Source organism: Streptomyces sp. SAI-135 (assembly GCF_029893805.1).
GTDB lineage: Bacteria > Actinomycetota > Actinomycetes > Streptomycetales > Streptomycetaceae > Streptomyces.
Genome location: NZ_JARXYP010000002.1, coordinates 1,132,523 through 1,156,619, shown reverse-complemented (window position 1 = coordinate 1,156,619; position 24,097 = coordinate 1,132,523). Strand labels below are relative to the sequence as shown.

The following is a 24,097-nucleotide window of genomic DNA, read 5'->3' as shown; positions in this document are numbered from 1 at the left end:
GACACGCGCCAGGACCGGCCCGGAGGCACAATGGTGATCATGGCAACGACGTCGTCGCTCACCTTCCAACCGGTCCTGGAGCGCATCGCCGAGGAGATCGGGCGCACTCCGGGCCGCGGCCGCGCCGCCGACTACATCCCGGCGCTCGCCGCCTGCGACCCGCGCAGCTTCGGCATGGCCGTCGCGGAGCTGGACGGCACGGTGTACGGCGTCGGGGACTGGCGCGAGCCCTTCTCCACCCAGTCCATCACCAAGGTCTTCACCCTCGCCCTCGACCTGGCCCGCGAGGGCGACGAACTCTGGGAGCACGTGGGCCGCGAACCCTCCGGCAACCCCTTCAACTCCCTGGTCCAGCTGGAGTACGAGAACGGCATCCCGCGCAACCCGTTCATCAACGCGGGCGCCCTCGTCGTCACCGACCGCCTCCAGACCCGTTCCGGGGACGCGGCCGGTGAGCTGCTGTCGTTCCTGCGCGAGGAGAGCGGCAACCCGGCCCTGGACTTCGACGAGGAGGTGGCCGCCTCCGAGTCCGCCCACGGCGACCGCAACGCCGCCCTGGCCCACTTCATGGCTGCCTACGACAACATCGACAACGACATCCCGGTCCTGCTCGACCAGTACTTCCGCCAGTGTTCGATCAGGGCGTCCTGCGCCGACCTGGCCCTCGCCACCACCTTCCTGGCCCGCCACGGCATCCGCGCCGACGGCACCCGGCTGCTCACCCTCAGCCAGGCCAAGCAGATCAACGCGATCATGCTGACCTGCGGCACGTACGACGCGGCGGGCGACTTCGCCTACCGGGTGGGGCTGCCCGGCAAGAGCGGAGTGGGCGGCGGGATCATCGCGGTCGTGCCCGGCCGTTGCACGCTGTGCGTGTGGAGTCCCGGCCTGGACGAACGCGGCAACTCGGTGGCGGGGGTGGCGGCCCTGGACCGGTTCACGACGCTCACGGGTCTCTCCGTGTTCTGAGAGGGGCGGGCGCGTCCCGTGCCCGACCACGCACCGGTCACACCCCGGTCGCCACCGCGTCGCCTTCCAGCCATCCATGACTGACACGCTGCCGATGTGTTGGCCAACGTTCCCGTCGATCTTCGCCGCTGCCAGATCCTCGGTCTGGTCGGCACCGCCTTTCTCGCCGCCGGTGGCGAGACCGCGGGAGCCCTCCCCGTCCGCGAACTCCTCACCCCCGCCTCGCCCCAGGCGGCCCTCGGCCTGGTCGGCGCCTACTTCGGCGTCGTCCTGCTGATCGCGGCCTGGCTCCTCCTCGGCCGCCTGGTGCGCGGCCCGGGCCGGCGCCCCGGCCCGCGCGAGCTCATGGCCGTCCTCGTCGTCTGGTCGCTCCCGCTGCTCCTCGCCCCGCCCCTGTTCAGCCGGGACGTCTACAGCTACCTCGCCCAAGGCGCCATGGCGGACGCCCACATGGACGTCTACGCCCACGGCCCCGCCCTGCTCGGCGGCCCCCTCGCGGACGAGGTCGCCCCCATGTGGCGCGACACGGGAGCCCCGTACGGCCCCGTGTTCCTCGGCGTGGCCTCCGCGCTGGCCAAGGCGTCCCGCGGGGAACTCCCCGCCGGGCTGCTGGGGATGCGGCTCGTCGCCCTGCTCGGCGTGGCCCTGATGGCGGCCGTCCTGCCCCGGCTGGCCCGCCACAGCGGAGCCGACCCGGCCGCGGCCCTGTGGCTCGGCGCCCTCAACCCGCTCGTGCTGCTGCACCTGGTCGCGGGCGCCCACAACGACGCCGTCATGCTCGGTCTGCTCGGCCTCGGCCTGGTCGCCGCCCTCGGCCGGTGGCCGGTCCTGGGTGCCGTTCTGGTGACGCTCGCCGCCCTGGTGAAGGCGCCGGCCGCCCTGGGGCTCGCCGCGATCGTCGTGCTCCGCGTCCGGGCCGGCGACCGTCCGGCGAGAGCCGTCCTGACGGCCGCCGTCACGGCCACCGCCACCACGGTCGCCGCGACAGCCGTGACCGGCACCGGCTACGGCTGGATCGGCGCGCTCAACACGCCGGTGTCGTCAGGGAACTGGGCCCTCACCAGCCTCCTGGGCCGCGCCACCGGAGCCCTGCTGGAACGTCTCGGCAGCGACTTGGCCCCGCTGGCCGTCCCGGTCTGGCACGCGCTCGGCGCCGTGACCGCGCTCGCCGTCATCGGCCACATATGGCTGCGCCTGCGCCCGCGCCCCGTCTACGCCCTCGGCCTGAGCCTGGCCGCCGTCGCCGCCCTCGGCCCGGCCGTCCGCCCCTGGTACGCCCTGTGGGGACTGTTCCTCATAGCGGCCGCCGCGCCCAGCGCCTCGGTGCGGCACCGGGTGGCCGCCGTGACGGGTGTGCTCGCGCTCGCCACCCTCCCGAGCGGCGGCCCGGCCGACGCCGGGCAGGCCGTCCTCGCCCTGTCCGGAGGCGTGCTGGCCCTGGTCGTGCTGGTCCAGGCCCACCAGACGGCCCAGGCCCCGGCAGCGGGACGTACGGCATGAGGGCGCCGGTCACGGACCGCGGGCGGCTGGTGCTGGTCCTCGCCGCCGTCACCGCCGTCACCGTGTTCACGGCGACCGTGCCGCTCCTGCGCGACTGGTTCGACCTGCGCGTCTACCACGGAGCCGTGGACAACTGGATCCACCACGGCGGACGGCTCTACGACTACCGGGTGCCGGGGACGGCGTACGGCTTCACCTACCCGCCGTTCGCGGCCGTCGCCATGCTCCCGATGGCCCTGCTCGGTCTGCGCGCCGCGATCGCGGTGGGCCTGCTGCTCAACCTGGCGGCGCTGGCCGCGGTGGTGCGCCTGCTCACCGGCCGGGCCTGGCGGCGCCACGGCTGGTACGGCTGCGCCCTGGGCGCCTGCGCGCTCGCGCTGTTCGAACCGCTGCGCGACACCTTCAGCTTCGGGCAGGTCAACCTCCTGCTCCTGGCGCTCGTTCTCGCCGACGCGTGGCTGCTCACCACGGGCCGGGAGCGGTGGGCCGGTGCCGGGATCGGGCTGGCCGCCGCGGTGAAGCTCACCCCGGCCCTCTTCATCGGTCTGCTCCTGGTCGCCCGGCGATGGCGGGCGGCGGCGGTCGCCACGGTCGTGGCCCTGACGGCGACGGGGTTCGCGGCCCTCGTGGCGCCGGACGCCTCGCGTTTCTACTGGACCGACGCGATGTGGGACACGACCAGGGTGGGCCGCCTGGACTACGTCTCGAACCAGTCCCTGGAGGGCGTCCTGGCCCGGCTCGGGGAGACGGACCGCGCCCTGTGGGCGGTGGCCGTGCTGCTGACCTCGGGCGTGTGGGCCGTACGGGCCCGGCGGGCCGCGGCGGCGGGCAACTGGGCGGCCGCGTTCGCGCTGACCGGGCTGACCGCCTGCCTGGTCAGCCCGATCACCTGGGTGCACCACCTGGTGTGGCTGCTGCCGTCCTTCGCCGTGCTCCTGCGCGCGGGGCACCAGCGGATCGCGGGCGCCCTGTACGCGGTGCTGTGCACCAGCGTGGTGTGGCTGTGGTTCGACGACGCCTCGGGCATCGACGGCTTCCTCGGCGGCAACACGTACACGTGGATCACGCTCGGCCTGCTGCTGTGGCTGCCGGTGGCTCAGCCGCGCCCCGCCCGCCCGAACCGGGCCCGCAGCGCCAGCGCCATCGAGCCCGCACCGAGTCCGGCGGCGCCCAGGACGGCCCAGGTCTCCAGCCAGCCGGGTCCCGCGGGCCTTGCGGGATCCGTGGACACCGCCGCCGCGACCGGCGCGGCCTCGGGCCCGGGCTGCGGTTTCGCCCGGAGCGCGTCCAGCGAGCCCACCGGCTCCACCCGCCCAGCCGCGCCGAACCCCCAGTCGAGCAGCGCCCGCGCCTCCTCGTAGACCGCGAAGCCGCCGCCCGACTGCGGGTTCATCACGGTCACGACGAGCGTCCGGCCGCCCCGGCGGGCGGCGGCGACGAGTGTGTTGCCGGCGTGGCTCGTGTAGCCGTTCTTGATCCCGATCAGCCCGTCGTACGGCCGCACCCCGTCGGCGCCGGTCAGCAGCCGGTTGGTGTTGCGGATCCCGTACCGCCATCCGCCCCGGCCGGGGAACGTCGCCTCGGCCGTGCCGCAGTACCGCGCGAAGTCCGCGTTGCGCAGCCCCGCCCGGCCGAAGACTGCGAGGTCGTACGCCGAGGAGACCTGGCCCGGGGTGTCGTAGCCGTCGGGGGAGCGGACATGGGTGTCCCGGGCGCCCAGGGCGCGCGCCTTGGCCTGCATCCTGGCGGCCGTGGTGGTCCAGCCGCCGTTGAGCCCGGCCAGGACGTGCACGGCGTCGTTGCCGGAGTTGAGGAAGACCCCGCGCCACAGGTCGGCCACCTGGTAGGTCCGTCCCTCGGCGACCCCGACGAGGCTGCTGCCGGGGCCGATGTCCGCGAGTTCGTTCTCGCCGACCGTGTGTCTGAGGCCACCGGGCAGTACCGGCAGGACGGTCAGGGCGAACAGGGTCTTGAGCGTGCTGGCCGGCGGCAGCCGCCGGTGGGCGTCGCGCGCCGCGAGGATCTCCCCGCTGTGGGCGTCGGCCACCACCCACGACAGCGCGGACACGTCCGGGACCCGGGGTACGCCCCGGTGCGGCCTGACCTGGACACCGGGGCGGTACAGCAGGGCCGGCGACGCGGCCGCGGGCGGTGGTGCGCCGGGCGCTCCGGGGTCGGAGCCCGTCTGCGCGGCCGCTGTCGCCGGGGTGAGGACCAGCAGTCCCGTCATGCACAGTGCGCAGGTCGAGACGGCCACCCGGGAGGGAAATCCGATAGTCATACCGCAAAGTTAGGAACGGACCGGTCGCGGACCGCGCTGCCCTGGCCGTGCGGGGCGCGTGAGCACCCAGATGGGGGATGGTCCGTCAGCCGGCGGGCAGGGTCGGCTGGATACGGCGCAGGAAGGCCGCGTTGTCCGGCGTCTCCCGCATCCGCTGAAGGAGCGTCTCCAGGCTGCCCTGGCCGTCGCCGTTCTGCAGGGCCCGGCGCAGTCCTCGTACGGCGGTCAACTCCGCCGGAGTCAGCAGGAGTTCCTCGCGACGGGTGCCCGAGGGGTTGACCGCGACGGCGGGGAAGACGCGGCGGGAGGCGAGTTCGCGGTCCAGGCGCAGCTCCATGTTGCCGGTGCTCTTGAGCTCCTCGAAGAAGAAGTCGTCGGCGCGCGAGCCGGTCTCCACCAGGGCGGTGGCGAGGATGGTGAGCGAGCCGCCCTCCTCGGCGCGCCGGGCGGCGCCGAAGAACTTCTTCGGACCGATCAGCGCGGTCGCGTCGACACCGCCGCTGAGGGTGCGGCCGTTGCCGGGAGCCGCGTTGTTGTGGGCCCGGCACAGCCGGGTCAGGGAGTCGAGCAGGATCACGACGTCCTCGCCGGCCTCGACGAGCCGCTTGGCCCGCTCGATCACCAGCTCGGCGAGCGCGATGTGCTGCTTGGGCGTGCGGTCGAACGTCGAGGCGTACACGTCACCGCGCACGGAGCGCCGCATGTCGGTGACCTCCTCGGGGCGTTCGTCGAGCAGCACCACCATCAGCCGGCACTCGGGGTGGTTGCCGGCGACGGCGGCCGCGATCTGCTGGAGCAGGACCGTCTTGCCGGTCTTGGGCGGGGCCACGATCAGCCCGCGCTGCCCCTTGCCGACGGGCGCGATCAGATCGGCCACCCGGCCGGTCAGGCCGGACGCCGGGTGTTCGAGCCGGATCCGCTCACCGGGGTGCAGGGGAGTGAGGTCGTGGAAGGCGCGGCGGTTGCGGTCGGGAGCCCGGCCGTTGACGCGGGCGACCTCGGTGAGGGCGCGCTGGGTACCGCGCACCCCGTCGACGACGTCCCCCTTGCGCAGGCCGAACCTGCGGATCAGGGCGGGGGAGACCTGAAGGTCGGAGGGCGAGGGCAGCAGGCTCGCGGCGCGCAGATGCCCCTTCCCGCCCGCGTCGATGTCGAGGACGCCGGTGACGGCGCGGACCGGGGGCTGCTCCTGAACCGGAGGGGTTTCGAGAGTGATCGTCATGGTGGTCTGTCCTTTCGAGGACGGAAGGCATGGGACATGCGCAAGGAGGGGGAAGCCGCGAGAGGGAAGGCGGACAACGCCTTCGGGCGGCGGAAGACAGCACCCGCAGGACCTGCGAGGTACTGAGGAGAAGCCGGTACGACGACCGGCGGAAGGAGAGAGAACTGGCACCGGCGCCCCGAAACGGGCGTACACAAGTGCTAGCCGGACGGTACCACGGCGGCTCAGCGCGTGGCGAGGAATCCGCACAGCAACGGGATCCGCGGCTCGGGAAGCCGCCATCAGCCGGATGCCGTACGGGTCAACCGCGACCAATCCCGCTCCCCTCAACGCGGTGACGACCTCGTCTATTCCGTGCGTCCACTCGACGCTCTCCGGCCCAGCGAGCCGAGCAGCGGATGGAACTTTCTGCGTCCCGGTGTCGATTCGGCCCGGTGCCGTTCGTCGGCCCGGTGTAGGAAGCTCATGAGCACCGGGAGGAACCATGAAGTACATGCTGCTCGTCTGCGGCGACGACACCGCCGACGCCTCGGGCATGGCCCCCGTCGAACCCTGGGTCGAGGAACTGGGCGACCGTGGCGCACGGCTGCACGGGCACCGGCTCGCCCGGCCCGCCGACGCGGTCACCGTGCGGGTGCGCGGCGGCGAGGTGCTGCGTACGGACGGGCCGTTCGCGGAGACCAAGGAGTACGTCGCCGGCTTCGACATCCTGGAGTGCGGCAGCCTGGAGGAGGCGGTCGAGGCGGCCGCGAAGCACCCCGTGGCGACCATCGGCGCCATGGAGGTGCGCCCGTTCTGGGAGGACGAGGACGCCGAAGGACAGATCCGCCGCCTCGACGCGGAACTCACCGCGGCCGCGCGCACCGGGGACGTCGAGCGGGCGGTCGCCTGTTACGCCCGGGACGCGGAGGTGGTGGAGAACGGCCGGCCGCACCAGGGCGTCGAGGAGCTCCGCAAGCTCTTCGCCGAGACCGGGCCGGCCGCCCGCGAGGTCGTCAAGTTCCGTGTCCACGTCGACGAGAGCATCGCCTTCGGGCACGCCCTGGTCCGCACCGGCGGCAGGCTGCTGCGCGTCACCACCGGATACCGCAACACCGGCCCCCGCTGGCTCATCGTCCACCAGCACGGCACGCAGGCCACGTCATGAAGTACGCCCTGCTGATCTGCGCACCCGTGGACGGTGAGGAATTCAGCCCCGCCGAGATCTCCGACGACCCCCGCTTCACCTCCCGCATCGAGGAGGTCCGCAGCAGGGACCTCGTCAAGGGCGGCGCCCGGCTGCGCCCGGCCTCGGACGCCACCACCGTCCGGGTCCAGGGCGACGAGGTCCTGCTCACCGACGGCCCGTTCGTCGAGTCCAAGGAGTACATCGCCGGCGTCGACATCGTCGAGGTCGCCGACCTGGACGAGGCGATCTCGCTGGCGTCCCGGCACCCGGCGGCGCTCGGCGGCGGGTCGGTGGAGGTGAGGCCGGTGTGGGAGTGACCCCGCAGGAGGCCGTCGCCGCCGCGTTCCGCGAGGAGTGGGGCCAGGTCGTCGCCACCCTGATCCGGGTGACCGGCGACTGGGACCTCGCCGAGGAGTGCGCGCAGGACGCGTTCGCCCAGGCCCTCGACCGGTGGCGGCGCGACGGCGTCCCGCGCCGCCCCGGCGCCTGGCTCACCACGACCGCCCGCCACCGCGCCATGGACGTCCTGCGCCGGCAGGCGGTCGGCGAGCGCAAACTACGGGAGGCGGCCATGCTCACGGCACCCGGGGAGCCGTACGACGACAGCGGTGTCCAGGACGACCGGCTGCGCCTGATCTTCACCTGCTGCCATCCCGCGCTGCACATCGAGGCCCGCGTCGCGCTGACCCTGCGCACCCTCGCCGGACTGAGCACGCCTGAGATCGCCCGCGCCTTCCTCGTCCCGGAGGCGACCATGGCGCAGCGTCTGGTGCGCGCCAAGAAGAAGATCCGCAACGCCGGCATCCCCTACCGGGTACCGCCCGCCCACCTGCTGCCCGAGCGCATCACGGGCGTGCTCGGCGTGATCTACCTGCTGTTCAACGAGGGCTACGCGGCCGGCTCGGGCGCCGATCTCGTACGACGGAACCTGTGCGCGGAGGCGATCCGGCTGGCCCGGGTCCTGGCCCGGCTGATGCCCGACGAGCCCGAGGTGCTCGGCCTGCTGGCGTTGCTGCTCCTGCACGACGCCCGCCGCGAGACCCGGGTGGACGCGCACGGGGAACTGGTGACGCTGGAGGACCAGGACCGCTCGGCATGGGACCGCGCCGAGGCCGACCAGGGCGCCGCCCTGCTGGAGACCGCGCTGCGCCGGGGCCGGCCCGGGCCGTACCAGATCCAGGCCGCCATCGCCGCCTGCCACACCACCGCGCCTACCGTCGAGGACACCGACTGGGCCGACATCGCCGCTCTCTACGGCGAGTTGGCGCGGTGGGTGCCCTCCGCCGTGGTGCGCCTCAACCGCGCCGTGGCCGTCGGCATGGCCCAGGGCCCCGAGGCGGGTCTCGCTCTGGTCGCGGAACTGGAGCGGGAGGGCGAGCTGGACGGCTACCACCTGCTCCCGGCCACACGCGCCGACCTGCTGCGCCGCGGCGGCCGTGCACGGGAGGCGGCGCGGGCGTACGAGCGGGCGCTGGAGCTGGTGGAGAACGACGCGGAGCGCAGGTTCCTGCACAAGCGGCTCGCGGAGTGTCGATCCGCCCGGTAGCCGTTCGTCGGTGGGGTGAAAGCGACCCCACGACACCGGAGGTTCCGATGACCGCCCCTGTGCACACCCGCCCCGCCGGCCGGCTCCGCCGCGCCCTCGCCGCCCTGCTGGGCGAGTCCGGCACGACCACGATCCCGGACGTGTGGCTGGCCGTCCTCCGCCTCGGCGGCTGACGGGCCGCCACCTATACCCCCGGCGGCACGTGACGTCAGGAGGCGGCGGCGGTCCTCCCCTCCGCCTCCTTCGCGATCTCCTCGAACCGCGCCCCCATGGCCGCCGCGAGGGCCTGCGCGCCCGACAGCGGACGGACCATCACCATGAACCGGTCGATCAGGCCGTCGTCGTCGAGATGGATGAAGTCGCAGCCGTCCAGAGCCCGTTCACCGACCCGGGTCGAGAACACCAGGGCGTGGTCGCGGCCGTCCTCGCTGCTCATCTCGCTCACATAGCGGAAGTCCTCGAAGACCTTGACGACCGCGCCCAGGATCGCCGCCGTGATGGCCTTGCCCGCGTACGGCTTGAACACCACCGGACTGGTGAAGACCACGTCCTCCGCCAGCAACGCCTCCACGGCGCCGAGGTCACCGGCCTCGACCGCTTCTCGGAACGCTCGCATCGAGCCTCCATAGTCAATTTGTTGAGTAGGTGCGGAGTAGATTAATCACCTGCTGCTAGCGTGTCCACATGTCGCTCAAGTACGCCGTTCTGGCCGCCCTGCTGGAGGGCGAGGCCTCGGGCTACGAACTCTCCAAGGCCTTCGACGTCTCGCTGGCGAACTTCTGGCCCGCGACCCCGCAGCAGCTCTACCGCGAGCTGGAGCGGCTCGCGCAGGACGGGCTGATCGAGGCGCGCGTGGTGCGGCAGGAACGCAGGCCGAACAAGCGGCTGTTCACCCTCACCGAGACCGGGCGGCGCGAGCTGAGCGCCTTCGCCGGCGAACCGCCCCGCAGACCGGCCGCCCTCCGCGACGAGTTCCTGATCAAGATCCAGGCCATGGACGGCGTCGATCCCGGGGTCACCCGGTCGCTGGTCGAGGAGCGCCTGTCCTGGGCGCGCGGCAAACTCGCCCGCTACGAGCGCGTCCGCGAGCGCCTCCTCGACGGCCGCACCGAGGAGCGGTACCTCGCCGAGGCGGAGCGGATCGGCCCGTACCTCACGCTCCTGGGCGGAATCGCCCTGGAGGCGGAGACCGTCCGCTGGTGCGAGCGCGTGCTTGTCCTCCTGAAGCGCCGCGCTCCCCTAAGCTGACGCGGATGTTCAGCCCAGAAGGCCCCAGCCTCCGTGAACTCGCCGTCCAGGCGCTGTCGTCCGTCGAGCGCGGCTACGACCTGCTCGCCCCCAAGTTCGACCACACCCCCTTCCGTACGCCCGACTCCGTGCTGGACTCCGTCGTGTCCGCGCTGCGCCGGACGGGCCCCTTCGAGGCGGGTCTCGACCTGTGCTGCGGAACCGGCGCCGGAGCCGGGGTGCTGACCCGGGTCTGCCGGGAGAGCGTGACCGGGGTCGACTTCAGCGCCGGAATGCTCGACGTGGCCCGTGCGCGGACCCGGTCCGCGGGGCCGCGCCTCGCCTGGGTGCGGGGGGACGCGCGCGCCCTGCCGTTCGCCCCCGCCTCCTTCGACCTCGTCGTGAGCTTCGGGGCCTTCGGCCACTTCCTGCCCCGCGAGCTGCCCGGTCTGTTCGCGCAGGTCCACGAGGTGCTGCGGCCGGGCGGCTGCTTCGCCTTCCCGATCGTGGCCCCACCCCGTCCGTCGTCCCCCGCCTACTGGATGCTCCACGCTTTCGACGCCGTGATGCGGGTGCGCAACGCCCTGTGGCGCCCGCCGTTCGTCATGTACTACCGGGCCTTCGGGCTCGGAGACGTGCGACGGGAACTGGAACGGGCCGGTCTGTGCGTGGAGCTGTACGCGCTGCCCGAGTTCGGTGTGCGCCGGGACGGCAGTCCGCGGGTCCGGATGGTCGTGGCGAGACGCCCGCTCCAGCCGGCCCTCTAGTCGGTCCGGAATTCCAACTTATCCGTTTGATTTTCCAACTCTCCAGGTTATGGTGTGGCGCGTGACCACATCCACCGAGAACGAGACACGGATCGACCCCTTGTGGCGGTCCTGGGAGGGGGCGCACGGCGGCCATGTCGCCGCCGTCGCCCTGGCGGCCGTACGCTCCCGGTTCGCCGGGGGAGCCCATCCGGTCCGCACCCTGACCACCCACTTCCTGGCCCCAGCCGCCGCCGGTCCGCTGCACGTCTCGGGCACCGCGCCCGCCTCCGGGCGCCGCACCGCCGCCTGCGTCTTCTCCGGCCACCAGGACGGCGTGCCGGTCGTCGTCGGATCGGCCCTGTTCGGCTCCGGTCGCCCGGGGACGCCGTACGACGGACAGCCGGCCCCGGACGTGCCGGGCCCGGAGGACTGCGACGCCGTCCGGCTGCCCGGCCATCTGGCGCCCTTCGCCCGGCAGTTGGAGATCCGGCCCGCCTCCGCCGACCTCCCGCTGGCCGGCGGCGACCGGGCGGAGCTCCTGGCCTGGGTGCGGTTCACGGACGGACGGGCGCTCGACGCGGGGGCGGTCGTCACCCTCACCGACGTGCTCCCGCCCGCGCTCTACGCCGTCTGGCGCAGTCCGCGCCCCGTGCCCAGCGCGGAACTCACCGTCCACTTCACCGACGCCCTCGACGAGGGCACCGGTGACGGCTGGAGCCTCGTACGGATCCGGACCGATCACGCGGGCGCCGGCTGGGCCGTCGACGACAGTGCCGTCTGGGCGGCGGACGGCACTCTGCTCGCCCTGGGACGCCAGTCCCGTGTGGTGCGCGGCGAGCGTCCGTGAGGTCGCGGGCGTTGGCGGGCCGCCGCCTTTACAGGGCGCTGTACAACGCCTCGATCAGCGCCATCTTGCGCGGATCGTCGGCGATGCGCGGACCCATCCGGTTCATCACGTAGCCCAGCGCGATCCCCGCCTCCGGATCGGCCAGACCGCACGAGCCGCCGAAACCGTCGTGCCCGAAGGCCCGCGGATTGGGGCCGTACGATCCGTTCGGCCCGCTGAGCCACAGGCCGAGCCCGAGCTCCGTGTCGCTGCCGAGCCCCGCGCCCAGCACCAGGTCGCGGCACCTGCCCTGGCTCTCCCGGACCCGCTCGGCGGCCTCGGGGGACAGGACCTGGTGGCCGTCGAGGGAACCACGCCCGGCGAAGATCCCGTAGAGCGCGGCGACGGCCCGGGCGGTGCCGTGGCCGTTCGCGGCGGGGATCTCGGCGGCCCGCCACTCGGGCGTGTTCGCCTCCGCGGCGCCCGCCGCCGGGTTGGTCAGGGCGGCTATGGCCGCCGGCGTCATCTGCGCGAAGACCGCCGCCTGTTCGCTCGCCGACGGGGCGGGCGGATGCACCAGTTCGGCGGCCCGGCCGGACTCCTTCTCCGGCAGGCCGATGGTGAAGTCGATGCCGAGCGGCCCCGTCACCTCCCGCTCCAGGAAGGCGCCCGGCAGCAGCCCCGAGACCCGCCGGACGACCTCGCAGACCAGGAAGCCGTACGTGAACGCGTGGTACCCGGACACCGTGCCCGGCTCCCACCAGGGCTCCGTCGCCGCGAGCCGCCGGGTCGTCAGCTCCCAGTCGAAGAGCTCGGCGAGGGAGTGGGGTGCGCGCAGCCCGGACAGCCCGGCCCGGTGCGAGAGCAGGTGCCGTACGAGAACCCGCTCCTTGCCCGCCGCGGCGAACTCCGGCCAGTAGGCGGCCACCGGGGCGTCGAGGTCGAGCAGACCGCGGTCGGCGAGGATGTGGGCGCACAGGGCCGTCGGGCCCTTCGTCGTCGACCACACGTTGACGAGCGTGTCGCGCTCCCAGGGGCGGGTGCGGGCCGCGTCGGCCCAGCCGCCCCACAGATCCACGACCGTCTCGCCACCGACCGTGACGCTCACCGCGGCGCCCAGCTCGGCCCGGTCCCGGAAGTTCTCCTCGAACGCCGTCCGCACGGCCGCGAAGCGTGCGTCGCAGTGGCCGTGGACAGCCGGGCGGTACTCGGACATGGGCCCTCCGTCGTCGCCGGAAACCCGGACCGCGGCACCGCGACCCGGGTTCCCGTGAACATACCGACTGGTCGGGCTGGAGGGAAGATCCCCGGCGGGACTCAGGCGTACGAGCGCAGCCAGCGCAGCTTCGCGGCCTCCTGGTAGGGGCCGCCGCCCTCGTGGTCGTTGAAGTCGTAGACCTCGATCGCCTTGTCGGCGTGGCCCCAGGCGTTGAAGGCCGCGAACACCGTGGAGGGCGGGCAGGTCTGGTCCTCCAGCGCCGCAGAGAAGAGCGCCGGGGTGCGGGCCCGGCTCGCGAAGTGCACACCGTCGAAGTAGGCGAGGGTGCCGAGGACGTCCTCGAAGCGGCCGCGGTGCGTCTTGAGGTAGAGGCCGATCTCCCGGTACGGGTGACGGTCCGTCAGCGTCGCCGCGCGCGGGAAGTCGCACAGGAACGGCACGTCCGGGGCGACCGCGGCCAGATCCGGCACCAGACCGCCGACCGCGATCGAGATGCCGCCGCCCTGGCTGCCGCCGAGGACGACCGTGCGCGCCGGGTCGGTCAGCGGGTGCGAACGGGCCGCCTCCACCGCCCGCACACCGTCGGTGAACACCCGGCGGTAGTAGTAGTTCTCGGGGGCGTCGATGCCACGGGTCATGAAGCCGGGGTACGCGGGCGCGCCGGCCACCGGGTCCGCGGTGCCACCGCCGCCGCCCCAGGCGCTGCCCTGACCGCGGGTGTCCATCACGAAGTGGGCCCGGCCCGTCGACGCCCACAGCAGATGCTCGTGCGGCAGGCCGCGTCCGCCGCCGTACCCGATGAACTCCACGACCACCGGTATCGGGGCGGAGACCTCGGCGGGAATGGTGAACCAGCCCTTGACCGGGTGGCCGCCGAACCCGGCGAACGTCACGTCGTACACCTTCACCGTGGACAGGCCCGTGTCGACGAGCTCGAAGCGGGCGTCCAGGTCGTGCTCGCGGGCCTCCTGAAGGGTCTTGGACCAGAACGCGTCGAAGCCCTCGGGCTCGGTGGACTCGCTGCGGTACTCGCGCAACTCGTCGAGGGGGAGGTCGAACAGGGCCATGCAGGACCGCCTTCACGAAGGGACAGAGCCGGATGATCACACCGTACGTGCGCGGTCGGGCCAATCGCCAGGCCCAGGTGCACCACCCGGCCGGATACCGTCCCTGGTCAGGCCCGGCGGCGGCGGGTCCACTGCGGCTCGGTGAGCGCCCAGTCCCGTTCCCACTCGTCGAGCCGGTGCCGGGCAGCCACCCGGCGGACCAGGCAATGGCCGAAGAGGATCACGGCGATCGTGGCCCCGGCGCCGCAGGCGCCCATCACCAGGGTGTGCTGCCAGATCGCGGTCCCGTCCGGGGGTGCGGCCACGCTCCGGCCCCGGGAGTCGAACCACACGTAGGCCTTCTCGCCCTCGTCGGTCCCGGCCGGGACCCTGGCCGTGGCGGTCCTGGTGGCGCCCTCGGCATCGGTCCAGCGCACGGTCGCCCGGTAGGAGCGCTCCCGGCCGCCCTGAACCGTGGGCGACGAGTCCGCAACCCTGCCGACGACCTCCGCGCGGACCCGGTGGCGTTCGGCGCGCTGCTCCGCCGCCACCGCGCGGGCGTCGTCATGCGCCCATCCGCCCACCACCGCCCCGATCAGCGGGGCGCCGAGCAGCATCAGCACAGCGACGGCCAGCACCGTCCACGCCTCGACGACGTCGGACCGGCGCCTGAGCGGATTGCGCCGCCAGCGCCAGCCGCGCACCCGGGTTCCCATGTCGACCTCCGCACCACGCACCCCTGCGAGGGATCACACAGATGTAGTACCCCTCCATCCGCGTCGTTCACTTGCGGGGAGCGGGGAAGGGCACATCCGCACGGGGTGCGTGGACGCGGACCGTCAGCCGAAGCGCTCGATCCGGATGCGGTCCACCGGCTGACCGGCCGCCACCAGCAGCCGCGAGGCGTGCTCGGCGAACGCGTTGGAACCGCACACATAGGCCTCCCACCCACCCTCGGGCTGCTCGGCCAGGAGCGGCGCCACATGTGCGGCCGACAGACGTCCCACCGGCTCCCCGGCCGGGGCGCTCCGCGTGAACACGGGGGTCGTCTCGGCACCGAGCTCCCGCGCGTAGATGAGCTCCTCCGGACTGCGCACCGACACCAGCAGCCGCAGCGGCACGGACAGCCCGCGCGCCCGGTGGTGGCGCACCATCGACATCAGCGGTACGACCCCGGAACCGGCTCCGACCAGCAGCGCGGGCCGGTCGCCCGGCCAGGCGAAGAAACCGCTCAGCGGCCCGCGCACCTCGATCCGGTCACCGGGTTCGGCCACCGTGTGGAACCAGCCCGAGACCTCTCCGCCCTCGACGTGATCCAGGGTCAGCTCGATGTGCCCGGAGTCCTCCGGAGGCGACGCGATCGAGTAGTGGCGCTGGGCCGTGTAGCCGTCCTCGGCGGTCAGCCGCACCATCAGGTGCTGGCCGGGCAGATGCCCCTGCCAGCCGGGCACCGCGAAGCGGAACGTGGACGCGTGCGGGGTCTCGCGGCGGACCTCGGTGAGCGTGGCGGTCTGCCACACGGACGCGACACCGCTGCCGACGGCGACCCGTCCCGGCACCGCGAAGCGCGTGGCGACGACGGGGGAGGAGAGTGCCTCAGTCACCGGAGTACCTCTGCTCCTCCCACGGGTTGCCGCGCGCGTGGTAGCCGTTCCGCTCCCAGAAGCCCGGCTCGTCGTGGTCGAGCAGGGTCAGCCCCGCGATCCACTTGGCGCTCTTCCAGAAGTACAGGTGCGGCACCAGCAGGCGTGCCGGACCGCCGTGCTCCGCGGGCAGCGGCTTCCCGTCGTACTCCCAGGCGATCCAGGCCCGGCCGCCGGTCAGGTCCGCGAGGGGCAGGTTGGTGGTGTACCCGGTGTGGGAGCGGGCGACGGCATGGGTGGCGGAGGCTCGGGGCCGCGCCACGGCCAGGAAGGCGTCCAGCGACACACCCGAGAACCGCACCCCGAACTTCGACCAGCTCGTCACGCAGTGGATGTCGCCCTCGTAGGACGAGACGGGCAGCGCGTGCGCCTCGTCCCAGTCCCAGGTGCGCGGTTGTTCGACCAGCCCGTCCACCCGGAACGACCAGTCGTCCGGCGACAGCTCCGGTGTGACCTCGGCGGAGAGGACGGGCCAGTCGTCGCCCGCGTCGTACTGGCCCGGGGGCAGCCCGGCGTTGTGGACGCGGGGGCGTCCGGTGAAGCCTCGGGTGACGTTCATGCCTAAACCGTACGCTGTCGTCGCACGTGCTCCGCCCCAGGTCAGTGCCCCGATCGTTGCGGCCGTATGAACACCGCGCGGGTCCGGGAATAGCCGTCGCGCGCCGCTCCTTGGCGCTGGAGTGCCGGGCCGGTGTCCCGGTGACAGTGCGAGAGAGTGAGGAAGCAGATGCCCAAGGCGTACGTCTTCACGCGGTACGGCGGACCGGAGACCGAGGCGTTCGTGGACGTGGACCGGCCCAGTCCCGGACCCGGCCGGCTTCTCGTGGCCGTCCGCGCGGCGGGTGTGAACCCCGTGGACTGGAAGCAGCGCAACGGCTTCCGGCGCCCCGGTGAGCACGGGGAGCGGGTCTTCCCCGTCGTGTTCGGCAACGAGGTCTCCGGTGTCGTCGAGGAGACCGGGGACGGCGTCGAGGGGTTCGCGGTGGGGGACGAGGTCTTCGGCACCGCTCTCGAGGGCGGCTACGCCGAGTACGCCCTGGTGCCGGCCGCGATCGCCGCCCACAAGCCCGCCGAGCTGCCCCACACGGTGGCGGCCACCCTGCCCGTCGCCGCCGCGACCGCGTACGACGGTGTCCGCCAGCTCGATCTGCCCCCGGGCGCCACCCTGCTGGTCACCGGCGCGGGCGGGGGAGTGGGCGCGGCGGCCGTGCAGATCGCCCGCGTCCTGGGCCTGGAGGTCGTCGGTGTCGCGAGCGAGGCAAAGAAGGACTTCGTCGAGTCGCTCGGCGCCGTCCACGTCTCCTCCGGTCCCGGCTGGGCGGAGCGGGCCCGGGCGACGGCACCGGACGGCGTCTACGACCTCGTGGGCGGTCAGGTGCTCGCCGAGGCCGCCGGGCTGCTCACCGACCGGTCGAAGCTGATCACCGCGGGCGCCCCGGAGGAGGAGGTGCGGCAGTTGGGCGGCGCACGCGTGGCGCGGGCCCGCAACGCGGCCGTACTGGAGGCGGTCGCGCGGCTCGTGGTCGGCGGAGAACTGGACCCGCACATCACCGGGACCTTTCCCCTCGACAGGGCGGGCGACGCGCTGCGCACCGTCGAGGAGGGCCACGCCCGCGGCAAGACGGTCATCGAGGTCGCCCGATGACCGCCGCCGTGCCGCACGTCCTCGACAACCCGGCCCTCGCCTCCCTGACCGGCCCGCACGCGCACCTCGCCGAGAAGCGCGGCCGGGTCCTGCGCTACCCCGTCGACGTCTCCCCGTGGCTCGCCCTGCCCGACGAGCCCGACGCGGGCGACTGGGCCGACCTCGCCGCGCTCGCGGGTGCCGGCACGGAGGTCCCGCTGACGGCCTACGCCGGCCAGGTGCCCGAGGGCTGGGAGATCACCTTCCACATCGAGGGCGTGCAGCTCGTGGACGACGGTCTCGCCGCCGCGCCCGACCCCGAGGCGGTCCGCCTCGGCCCCGCCGACGTGCCCGAGATCCTCGACCTGATCGCCCGCACCCGTCCGGGCCCCTTCCTGCCCCGCACCATCGAGATGGGCACCTACCTGGGCATCCGCCGGGACGGCGCCCTCGTCGCGATGGCCGGGGAGCGGCTGCACCCGCCGGGCTGGACCGAGATCAGCGCGGTCTGCACCGACCCCGCCGTCCGCGGCCAGGGCCTCGCGACCCGGCTGATCCGCGCCGTCGCCCACGGCATCCGGCAGCGCGGTGAGACGCCGTTCCTGCACACCGGCGCCGGCAACACCCAGGCCATCCGGCTCTACGAGTCCCTCGGCTTCCGGCTCCGGCGCAGCACCGCCTTCCTCGCCGCACGGGTTCCCGGGCGAGGGCCGGAGGAGGTCCTTCAGGCCCCGTCGGCCGGAGCGGGCCAGGCGTTGTAGCGCACGAGGTACCCGGCGAACCGCTCCAGGTCCTCCTGCGACCACTGCGCGAGCCGCTCCGCGACGGCCGCGCGGCGGCTCACGGTGACCTGGCCCAGGATGCGCCGCCCGGCCCCGGTCAGATGCAGCACCTGGACCCGGTGGTCCTCCGGGTCCTGGCGCCGCTCGATGAGACCGGCCCGCTCCAGGGCGGCGACCTGGCGGCTCACCGTGGACTTGTCCAGGGCGTAGTGGGCGGCCAGGTCGGTGGCGCGGCAGCCGTCGCGCTCCTCCAGATGCCCGAGGAGCGTGTACGACACCAGCGAGAGCTCGGGGTGCAGGCGGCCCGCCGAGGCGCGGGCCCGTCGCGCGAAGACCGTCATCTCGCGCTGGATCGTCTCCACGGCCGCTGCCGCTTCCATCGGACCTCCCTCACCGTACTGGTTGCAGAGTACAACTCGGGGCGCGCTGGGGTAGGGTGGCCGTCCGGCCGGGGATGGTCCCGGCCGTGAGGCACCGAGGAGGTGAGACCCATCAACGCTGTGTCAGCTCGGGTGCTCTCCCCTCGAAGCGCGGATCACCGCCTGTAGCCCAGGTGACCGCGGGAGCGCCCTTCGGCTCTCGAAAGGCTCTCGGCTTCCATGCCCTCACTCTCCTCCCGCTTCACCTCTCCCGACGCCGTCGTCGCCGCCCTGCGCGCCGCGGGCTGTGTCTTCGCCGAGGACGAGGCCCGGCTGATCCTCGCCGCCGCCCGTACCCCGGAGGAGCTGGCCGGCATGGTCGACCGCCGGGTCACCGGCCACCCCCTCGAACTGGTCGTCGGCTGGGCCGAGTTCCGTGGTCTGCGCATCACCGTGACCCCCGGTGTCTTCGTGCCGCGCCGCCGCACCGAGTTCCTCGTCGACCGGGCCCTCGCCCTGGCGCCGGGCGCCGGTGTCGTGGTGGACCTGTGCTGCGGCTCGGGTGCGGTCGGCGCCGCGCTCGCCGCCGCGCTGGGCCCGGTCGAGTTGCACGCCGCCGACATCGACCCGGCCGCGGTGGACTGCGCCCGCCGCAACACCGCCGACGCGGGCGGCCGGGTCCACACCGGTGACCTCTTCGAGGCCCTCCCCGCCGATCTGCGCGGCCGTGTCGACATCCTCGCGGCCAACGTCCCCTACGTCCCCACCGAAGAGGTCGCTCTCCTGCCCACCGAGGCCCGCGACCACGAGCCCCTGGTCGCCCTCGACGGCGGCACGGACGGCCTGGACGTCCTGCGCCGGGTCGCGGCCGGGGCCCCCGACTGGCTCGCCCCCGGCGGCTGCCTCCTCGTGGAGACCAGCGAACGCCAGGCGGCCGCCGCCGTCGACGCCTTCACCCGCAGCGGTCTGACGCCCCGCCTGGCGGTCTCGGAGGAGCTGTACGCGCACGTCGTGGCCGGCATCCGGGTCTAGGCCCAGCTAGGGGCCCACGTCCCGGCGCCGGGCGGTTCGGGCCGGGTGGTGTGCAGGTGGGCCCGGAGGGCGGCGAGCGCCGGGTGCGGGTTGTCGGCGCGCCAGAGCAGGGAGTGGGGATAGACCGGTGCCGGCCCGTGCACCGGGATGCGGCGCAGGTCCTGGTCGGACGGCCAGACCAGCCGGGTGAGCTCGCCGACCAGGGTCGCCAGGGCCGGTGAGCCGGCGATGGTGTCGAGCAGCGGGTCGGTGCCGAAGTCGGGGCCGGTGACCTCGATGGTGAGGCCGAAGGCGGCGGCGAGGTCGTCGTAGTAGGTGCCCCACTCGGTACCGGAGACCAGGCCGGGCATCCAGATGCGGTGCCCGGCCAGCCGGGACGGGGTCACCGAGCGGGCTCCGGCGAGCGCGTGGCCGGGGCCGGTGAGCAGCTGGACCGGTTCGTCGTAGACCCGCAGGGACTCGATGCCGTCGGCCGGCTGTCCCGCGGGGTGCGGGACGGCACGGAAGGTGGCGTCGATCGAGCCGGAGCGGACGGCGTCCAGGGCGGTGTCCGCGTCGAAGAGGGTGACGACGTCGAGCTCGATGCCCGGGTGGGTGCGGTGGAAGGCGCGCAGCAGCTCCGCGGGGGCGAGGCGACGGCCGATCACGTCGACGCGCAGGGCCCGGCGTCCCGGCCGTACCGAGGCGGCCGCCCGTTCCGCGGCCCGGAGCAGTTCGCGGGCGTGCGGCAGGAAGGCCTGGCCGTCGATGGTCAGCCGGGCGCCGCGCGGGGTGCGGGTGAACAGTCGCGCCCCGAGGTCCTTCTCCAGGGCGGCCACCCGCTTCGACGCGGCCTGCTGGGTGACCGCCAGCCGGTCGGCGGCCTCCTGGAACAGCCCCGTGTCCGCCACGGCGACGAAGGTGCGTACGGCGTCGAGATCCATACGGGGAGCCTAGGAGGTTCCCGCACAACCCCGGGTTGTGACCGAGCGGGCCCGTGGTTGTTTGATCGGCGGTCCCGGCAGCCGGTTGGATGGCGTCGGTCGACGTGAGGTCGGCGGCGAGGGGGTTTCGGGCGTGGACGGGAGACGGTCGCTGGGGCGGCGGTTCGGGTGGCTGTGGGCGGCCTATGCCGTCAGCGCCTTCGGCACCTCGCTGTCGTTCGGCGCTTTTCCCCTGATCGCCGTCCTGGCACTGCACGCCGGCCCCGCCGCCGTGTCCGCGCTGGCGGCCGCGGGGCTCGCGGTCGGGGCGGCGGTCGCGGTTCCGCTCGGGCCGTGGGTGGAGTTCCGTCGCAAGAGGCCGGTGATGGTCGCGATGGACCTCGTCCGGTTCACCGCCCTGCTGAGCGTCCCCGCCGCCTACGCGCTCGGCGCGCTCACCTTCGCCCAGCTCCTGCTCGTGTCGGTGGTCGTCGCGGCGGCCGACATCACCTTCTCCGCCGCCTCCGGGGCCTTCCTGAAAGGTCTCCTCGACCGGGACGACCTGCTGATCGCCAACGGGCGGTTCGAGGCCACCAACTGGACCACCATCGTGATCGGACCTCCGCTCGGCGGCGCAGCCATCGGCGTCTTCGGGCCCGTGACGACCCTGCTGGCCGACGCCGTCAGCTATCTGCTGTCGGCGCTGGGAATCCGCGCGATCGGCGGCGGCGAGCCGGCGCCCGTGCCCGCCGGGGCGGCGAAGGGGTCCCTCCTGGAGGGCTGGCGGTGCATCCTGGCCAGTCCCGTCCTGCGCCCGCTGTTCTTCAACACGGTCCTCGTCAACGCCCTGATCATGGTGCCGGTCCCGCTGCTGACGGTCCTGATGCTCGGCCCGCTGGGCTTCGCCCCCTGGCAGTACGCCCTCGCCTTCTCGGTGCCCTGCCTCGGCGGCCTGCTCGGCTCCCGGATCGCGCGTCCCCTGGTCGCCCGGTTCGGGCAGCACCGCGTCCTGATCACCTCGGGCGTCCTGCGCGCCTGCTGGCCGATCGGCCTGGCGTTCGTCGGCCCCGGCACGACCGGGCTCCTGCTCGTGATGGCCGTCGAACTCGGGGTCATCACCTCCTGCGCCGTCTTCAACCCGGTGTTCGCCACCCACCGGCTGGAGACGACGCCGGCGGACCGGGTGGTCCGCACCCTCTCCGCCTGGTCGGTGACCGGCAAGCTGACCACCGCGGCCCTGACCGCCCTGTGGGGCGTCCTGGCGACCTTCACCGGCACCCGGGAGGCGATCGCGCTCGCCGGGCTCCTGCTGCTGGCCACCCCGCTCCTGCTGCCCCGGCGGCCGGCCGACGCGGCCGCCGTCGGCCAGGACGCCCTGCCCTCCTCCGCCCGATCCGCGTGACACCGACCGCACGGGCCGGGGGGCTCCTAGGGGTGCGGCTGGGGACGGGGGTGGTGGTCGAGGTGCCGCGGTCGTGAGTGGCGGGCCGGGGACGGGGAGCCCTTTCTGAGCCCGTCGGCCGCCGTCGCGAGGCCCCCCGCCTACTTGGCCGCGGGCGAGGTGCAGGAGGAGGCCGGTGCGCGCAGTCGTACCGGCGCAGCCGCCCGAGGCCCGACGGGCGGAACCCGACCGCGGCCGCCGCGATCACCGTGGGCACCTGTGACGGTGTGCCGTGCGTCCCTCAGGGCGTCGGCGTCTGCACCCGTGCGATCAGCAGTGCCACGTCGTCGGTGTTGTCCGGCTGGTGCAGGGTGCGCAGCAGCAGGTCGCAGACCTCCTCCAGCGGCCCGTCGGGGGTGTCGAGCAGGTCGAGGAGCGCGTCCAGACGCTCGTCGAGCGGATGCTGGCGGGTCTCGACGAGACCGTCCGTGTACAGCACGAGCCGGTCACCGGGTGCGAGGTCGACGGTGGTCGTGGAGAAGGCGACACCGCCCACGCCCAGCGGCGCCCCCGTGGGGAGTTCGAGCAGTTCGGGCGGGCGGCCGGGGCGCACCCGCACCGGGGGCAGATGCCCGGCGTTGGCGATCCGGCACTGCCCGAGCCGCGGGTCGTGCACGGCGTACACGCAGGTGGCGATGGAGTGGTCCAGGTCCTCGGTGATCCGGTCGAGGTGTTCGAGGAGCCGGGCCGGGTCGAGGTCGAGGGAGGCAAGCGTGTTCGTCGCGGTACGCAGCCGGCCCATCGTCGCGGCGGCGTTGATGCCGCTGCCCATCACATCGCCCACGACCAGTGCGGTCTTGCCCTCGCCCAGCGGGATCACGTCGAACCAGTCGCCGCCGACCTCGGCGGTGGCGCCCGCCGGCTGGTAGCGGGAGGCGACCTCCAGGCCGCCGGTCACGGAGGGGTGGCTGGGCAGCAGACTGCGCTGGAGGGTGAGAGCGGTGTTGCGGGCGTCCTGGTACCAGCGGGCGTTGTCGATCTGCACCGCCGCGCGCGCCGCGAGCTCCCGTGCCAGCAGCAGGTCGTCCTCGCCGAAGGGCTCCGGGTTGTGGACGCGCTTGAGGTCCAGGGCGCCGAGCACCTCGCCGCGCGCGATCAGCGGAACCGCCAGGTAGGAGTGCATCCCGGCCCTGGCCAGCAGCGCGGCCGCCTCCGGTGAGCGGGCGATGCGGACCAGGTCGTCGGGCCCGACCTGGGCCACCAGGACCGGACTCCCGGTGCGCACGCACTCGGTGACCAGGCGTTCGGGGGCGTACCGGGCGACCCGTCCGGGCGGATCGGCGGCGCCCAGGGCGTCGGGAGCCCCGGACGCCTCGACGGCCAGGGGGCGCATCACGGCGGGTTCGGTGGGCCGAAGGGTGCTCGGTCTGCCCTGGACCACCGCCTCCAGCAGGTCCACGGCCGCCACGTCGGCGAGCTCCGGCACGGCCACGTCGGCCAGCTCGCGGGCGGTGCGGTCCAGGTCGAGGGTGGTGCCGATGCGGGCGGAGGCGTCGGCGACGAGTGCGAGGCGGCGCCGGGCGGTCTCGGCCTCCACGGTCGCCAGATGCTGCTCGGTGACGTCCAGGACCGAGCCCGCCACCCCGAGGACGGTCCCCAGCGCGTCCTCCAGGCGGTACAGCGAGACCGACCAGGCGTGGTCGGAGTCGGGATCCGCGGGCGTACGGCCGACCGTGTGCTGGTCGACCAGCGGCCTGCCGGTCCGCAGCACCTCGCCCGCGGCGGCCTCGAAGGCAGCCACGTCGAGACGGGGCAGCACCTCCCCGATCTTCCGCCCGACGTGATCCGCGGCCGGTACGCCGTTCATCTGCTCCAGGGCCGGGTTCACCGAGACATAGCGCAGCTCGGTGTCCAGCACGGCCAGTCCGATCGGGGACTGGGAGACCATCCGGGTCGACAGGGCCACGTCCCGCTCCAGGCGGCGCACGGTCGACTGGTCGGCGCACAGCCCGAGCGCGTAGACGTCGCCGCGGTCGTCCAGCAGCCGCATGTTGCGGAACTCCACCAGCCTGGTGCCGCCGTCCTTGCGCCGGACGGGAAACGCGCCGGCCCAGCTCTGGCCGGTCTCCATGACGTCCGCGAAGAGCTTGACGACCAGGTCGGCGTGCTGCTCGTGGATCATCAGGTGGGCCGCGTACCGTCCCAGCGCCTCCTGGGCGCTGTAGCCGAACAGCTCCTCGGCCTGCGGGCTCCACAGCACGATGCGTCCCTCGGCGTCCAGGACCACCGAGGCCATGCCCAACTCGTCGAGCAGCCCGCTCGGCCGTACCGCCCCGCGCGGGGGCTCTGCGCCCTCGGCCGCGGGTATTCCGGCTGCACCCATTGCACGAACCGCCTTAGACCGTCCTCGCGGCACGCCGTACCCCCGTGCCGACTCCCCTTGTTCTACCGCGTTCAACCGTCTCCGTGACCACGCGGTCGTGTTCTTCCACCATCCCTCAACACGCGGGCGCGCGTCCGGTGAAGCGCGCCGGGGTGACGAAGACCGCTTGTTCATTCGATTGGCCTGTACATGGCCGGCAACAGGGCGCCAGACTGTGCGCCGACCCAGCTCACCGCCC

General features: G+C 73.7%; 24 protein-coding genes and 2 pseudogenes. 14 read left to right on the top strand and 12 right to left on the bottom strand.

Annotation, left to right across the window (positions count from 1 at the left end):
* Positions 1–30: 30 nt before the first annotated feature.
* From M2163_RS09630 to M2163_RS09620, 3 genes are all read left to right on the top strand, one after another.
* Positions 31–969 (top strand): glutaminase, encoded by a 939-nt coding sequence (locus M2163_RS09630; RefSeq protein WP_280893740.1) that lies wholly within the window; start codon positions 31–33, stop codon positions 967–969.
* Between the two features lie 96 nt (positions 970–1,065).
* Positions 1,066–2,469 (top strand): polyprenol phosphomannose-dependent alpha 1,6 mannosyltransferase MptB, encoded by a 1,404-nt coding sequence (gene mptB / locus M2163_RS09625; protein WP_280893739.1) that lies wholly within the window; start codon positions 1,066–1,068, stop codon positions 2,467–2,469.
* Positions 2,466–3,830, top strand: a complete 1,365-nt coding sequence (locus M2163_RS09620; RefSeq protein WP_280893738.1) for a glycosyltransferase 87 family protein — start codon at positions 2,466–2,468, stop codon at positions 3,828–3,830. The genes mptB and M2163_RS09620 overlap by 4 nt, the downstream gene beginning before the upstream one ends.
* Positions 3,831–3,865: 35 nt before the next feature.
* Here M2163_RS09620 and M2163_RS09615 read toward each other — a convergent pair.
* The 3 genes and pseudogenes from M2163_RS09615 to M2163_RS46600 form a co-directional block, all read right to left on the bottom strand.
* Positions 3,866–4,699 (bottom strand): annotated as a pseudogene (locus M2163_RS09615) (D-alanyl-D-alanine carboxypeptidase); the annotation flags it as partial.
* A gap of 136 nt (positions 4,700–4,835) precedes the next feature.
* Positions 4,836–5,972, bottom strand: a complete 1,137-nt coding sequence (rho, locus tag M2163_RS09610) for a transcription termination factor Rho (RefSeq protein WP_280853218.1) — start codon at positions 5,970–5,972, stop codon at positions 4,836–4,838.
* A gap of 281 nt (positions 5,973–6,253) precedes the next feature.
* Positions 6,254–6,344, bottom strand: a pseudogene (locus tag M2163_RS46600) (SAM-dependent methyltransferase); the annotation flags it as partial.
* A 112-nt stretch (positions 6,345–6,456) separates the two neighbouring features.
* Between M2163_RS46600 and M2163_RS09605 the strand changes: the two are divergent.
* From M2163_RS09605 to M2163_RS09590, 4 genes are read left to right on the top strand one after another with little or no spacing between them, the layout of a single operon-like run.
* Positions 6,457–7,119, top strand: coding sequence for a YciI family protein (locus M2163_RS09605; RefSeq protein WP_280893737.1), 663 nt, complete (start codon positions 6,457–6,459; stop codon positions 7,117–7,119).
* Complete coding sequence (locus tag M2163_RS09600; RefSeq protein WP_280893736.1) at positions 7,116–7,457, top strand: YciI family protein; 342 nt, start codon at positions 7,116–7,118, stop codon at positions 7,455–7,457. The genes M2163_RS09605 and M2163_RS09600 overlap by 4 nt, the downstream gene beginning before the upstream one ends.
* Positions 7,454–8,686 carry an RNA polymerase sigma factor gene (locus M2163_RS09595; RefSeq protein ID WP_280897241.1) on the top strand — a complete coding sequence of 411 codons (1,233 nt, stop codon included), beginning with the start codon at positions 7,454–7,456 and terminating at the stop codon, positions 8,684–8,686. Before M2163_RS09600 ends, M2163_RS09595 begins: the two co-directional genes overlap by 4 nt.
* A 47-nt stretch (positions 8,687–8,733) precedes the next feature.
* Complete coding sequence (locus M2163_RS09590) at positions 8,734–8,859, top strand: hypothetical protein (RefSeq protein ID WP_280853221.1); 126 nt, start codon at positions 8,734–8,736, stop codon at positions 8,857–8,859.
* A 35-nt stretch (positions 8,860–8,894) separates the two neighbouring features.
* Here M2163_RS09590 and M2163_RS09585 read toward each other — a convergent pair whose 3' ends face one another.
* Positions 8,895–9,302 (bottom strand): nuclear transport factor 2 family protein, encoded by a 408-nt coding sequence (locus M2163_RS09585; RefSeq protein ID WP_280893735.1) that lies wholly within the window; start codon positions 9,300–9,302, stop codon positions 8,895–8,897.
* Positions 9,303–9,370: 68 nt separating this feature from the next.
* Between M2163_RS09585 and M2163_RS09580 the strand changes: the two genes are divergently transcribed.
* From M2163_RS09580 to M2163_RS09570, 3 genes are all read left to right on the top strand, one after another.
* Entirely contained in the window at positions 9,371–9,934 is a 564-nt protein-coding gene (locus tag M2163_RS09580; RefSeq protein WP_280893734.1) for a PadR family transcriptional regulator, read from the top strand.
* A gap of 5 nt (positions 9,935–9,939) precedes the next feature.
* Positions 9,940–10,680, top strand: coding sequence for a class I SAM-dependent methyltransferase (locus M2163_RS09575; protein WP_280893733.1), 741 nt, complete (start codon positions 9,940–9,942; stop codon positions 10,678–10,680).
* 61 nt (positions 10,681–10,741) lie between these two features.
* Positions 10,742–11,509 (top strand): thioesterase family protein, encoded by a 768-nt coding sequence (locus M2163_RS09570; RefSeq protein WP_280853225.1) that lies wholly within the window; start codon positions 10,742–10,744, stop codon positions 11,507–11,509.
* A 28-nt stretch (positions 11,510–11,537) separates the two neighbouring features.
* On the opposite strand, the gene M2163_RS09565 is transcribed toward M2163_RS09570, so the two are convergent.
* The 5 genes from M2163_RS09565 to M2163_RS09545 form a co-directional block, all read right to left on the bottom strand.
* Positions 11,538–12,704 (bottom strand): serine hydrolase domain-containing protein, encoded by a 1,167-nt coding sequence (locus tag M2163_RS09565; protein ID WP_280893732.1) that lies wholly within the window; start codon positions 12,702–12,704, stop codon positions 11,538–11,540.
* Between the two features lie 101 nt (positions 12,705–12,805).
* Entirely contained in the window at positions 12,806–13,774 is a 969-nt protein-coding gene (locus M2163_RS09560) for an acetylxylan esterase (RefSeq protein ID WP_280893731.1), read from the bottom strand.
* A gap of 107 nt (positions 13,775–13,881) precedes the next feature.
* Complete coding sequence (locus M2163_RS09555) at positions 13,882–14,469, bottom strand: DUF3592 domain-containing protein (RefSeq protein WP_280893730.1); 588 nt, start codon at positions 14,467–14,469, stop codon at positions 13,882–13,884.
* 123 nt (positions 14,470–14,592) lie between these two features.
* Positions 14,593–15,357: a ferredoxin reductase gene (locus M2163_RS09550; RefSeq protein WP_280893729.1), complete on the bottom strand. Its 765-nt coding sequence runs from the start codon at positions 15,355–15,357 to the stop codon at positions 14,593–14,595.
* A complete protein-coding gene (locus M2163_RS09545) occupies positions 15,350–15,955 on the bottom strand; it encodes a sulfite oxidase-like oxidoreductase (protein WP_280853230.1) in 606 nt (201 codons plus the stop codon). The genes M2163_RS09550 and M2163_RS09545 overlap by 8 nt, the downstream gene beginning before the upstream one ends.
* Before the next feature lie 168 nt (positions 15,956–16,123).
* On the opposite strand from M2163_RS09545, the gene M2163_RS09540 reads away from it, so the two are divergent.
* A complete protein-coding gene (locus M2163_RS09540) occupies positions 16,124–17,041 on the top strand; it encodes an NADP-dependent oxidoreductase (RefSeq protein ID WP_280897240.1) in 918 nt (305 codons plus the stop codon).
* On the top strand, positions 17,038–17,781 hold the full coding sequence (locus M2163_RS09535) for a GNAT family N-acetyltransferase (protein WP_280853231.1): 744 nt from the start codon (positions 17,038–17,040) through the stop codon (positions 17,779–17,781). The genes M2163_RS09540 and M2163_RS09535 overlap by 4 nt, the downstream gene beginning before the upstream one ends.
* On the opposite strand, the gene M2163_RS09530 is transcribed toward M2163_RS09535, so the two are convergent.
* A complete protein-coding gene (locus M2163_RS09530) occupies positions 17,745–18,182 on the bottom strand; it encodes a MarR family winged helix-turn-helix transcriptional regulator (protein WP_280853232.1) in 438 nt (145 codons plus the stop codon). The genes M2163_RS09535 and M2163_RS09530 overlap by 37 nt on opposite strands.
* A gap of 219 nt (positions 18,183–18,401) precedes the next feature.
* Here M2163_RS09530 and M2163_RS09525 point away from each other — a divergent pair, with 219 nt between their 5' ends.
* The gene (locus M2163_RS09525; RefSeq protein ID WP_280893728.1) at positions 18,402–19,193 is read left to right on the top strand and encodes a putative protein N(5)-glutamine methyltransferase; all 792 of its coding nucleotides are present in this window, start codon (positions 18,402–18,404) and stop codon (positions 19,191–19,193) included.
* Here M2163_RS09525 and M2163_RS09520 read toward each other — a convergent pair.
* On the bottom strand, positions 19,190–20,116 hold the full coding sequence (locus M2163_RS09520) for a LysR family transcriptional regulator (protein WP_280893727.1): 927 nt from the start codon (positions 20,114–20,116) through the stop codon (positions 19,190–19,192). The genes M2163_RS09525 and M2163_RS09520 overlap by 4 nt on opposite strands.
* 133 nt (positions 20,117–20,249) lie before the next feature.
* Between M2163_RS09520 and M2163_RS09515 the strand changes: the two genes are divergently transcribed.
* The gene (locus M2163_RS09515; protein WP_280893726.1) at positions 20,250–21,497 is read left to right on the top strand and encodes an MFS transporter; all 1,248 of its coding nucleotides are present in this window, start codon (positions 20,250–20,252) and stop codon (positions 21,495–21,497) included.
* A gap of 280 nt (positions 21,498–21,777) precedes the next feature.
* Here the strand turns inward: M2163_RS09515 and M2163_RS09510 are convergent, their stop codons facing one another.
* A complete protein-coding gene (locus M2163_RS09510; protein WP_280893725.1) occupies positions 21,778–23,859 on the bottom strand; it encodes a SpoIIE family protein phosphatase in 2,082 nt (693 codons plus the stop codon).
* Between the last annotated feature and the right edge of the window lie 238 nt (positions 23,860–24,097).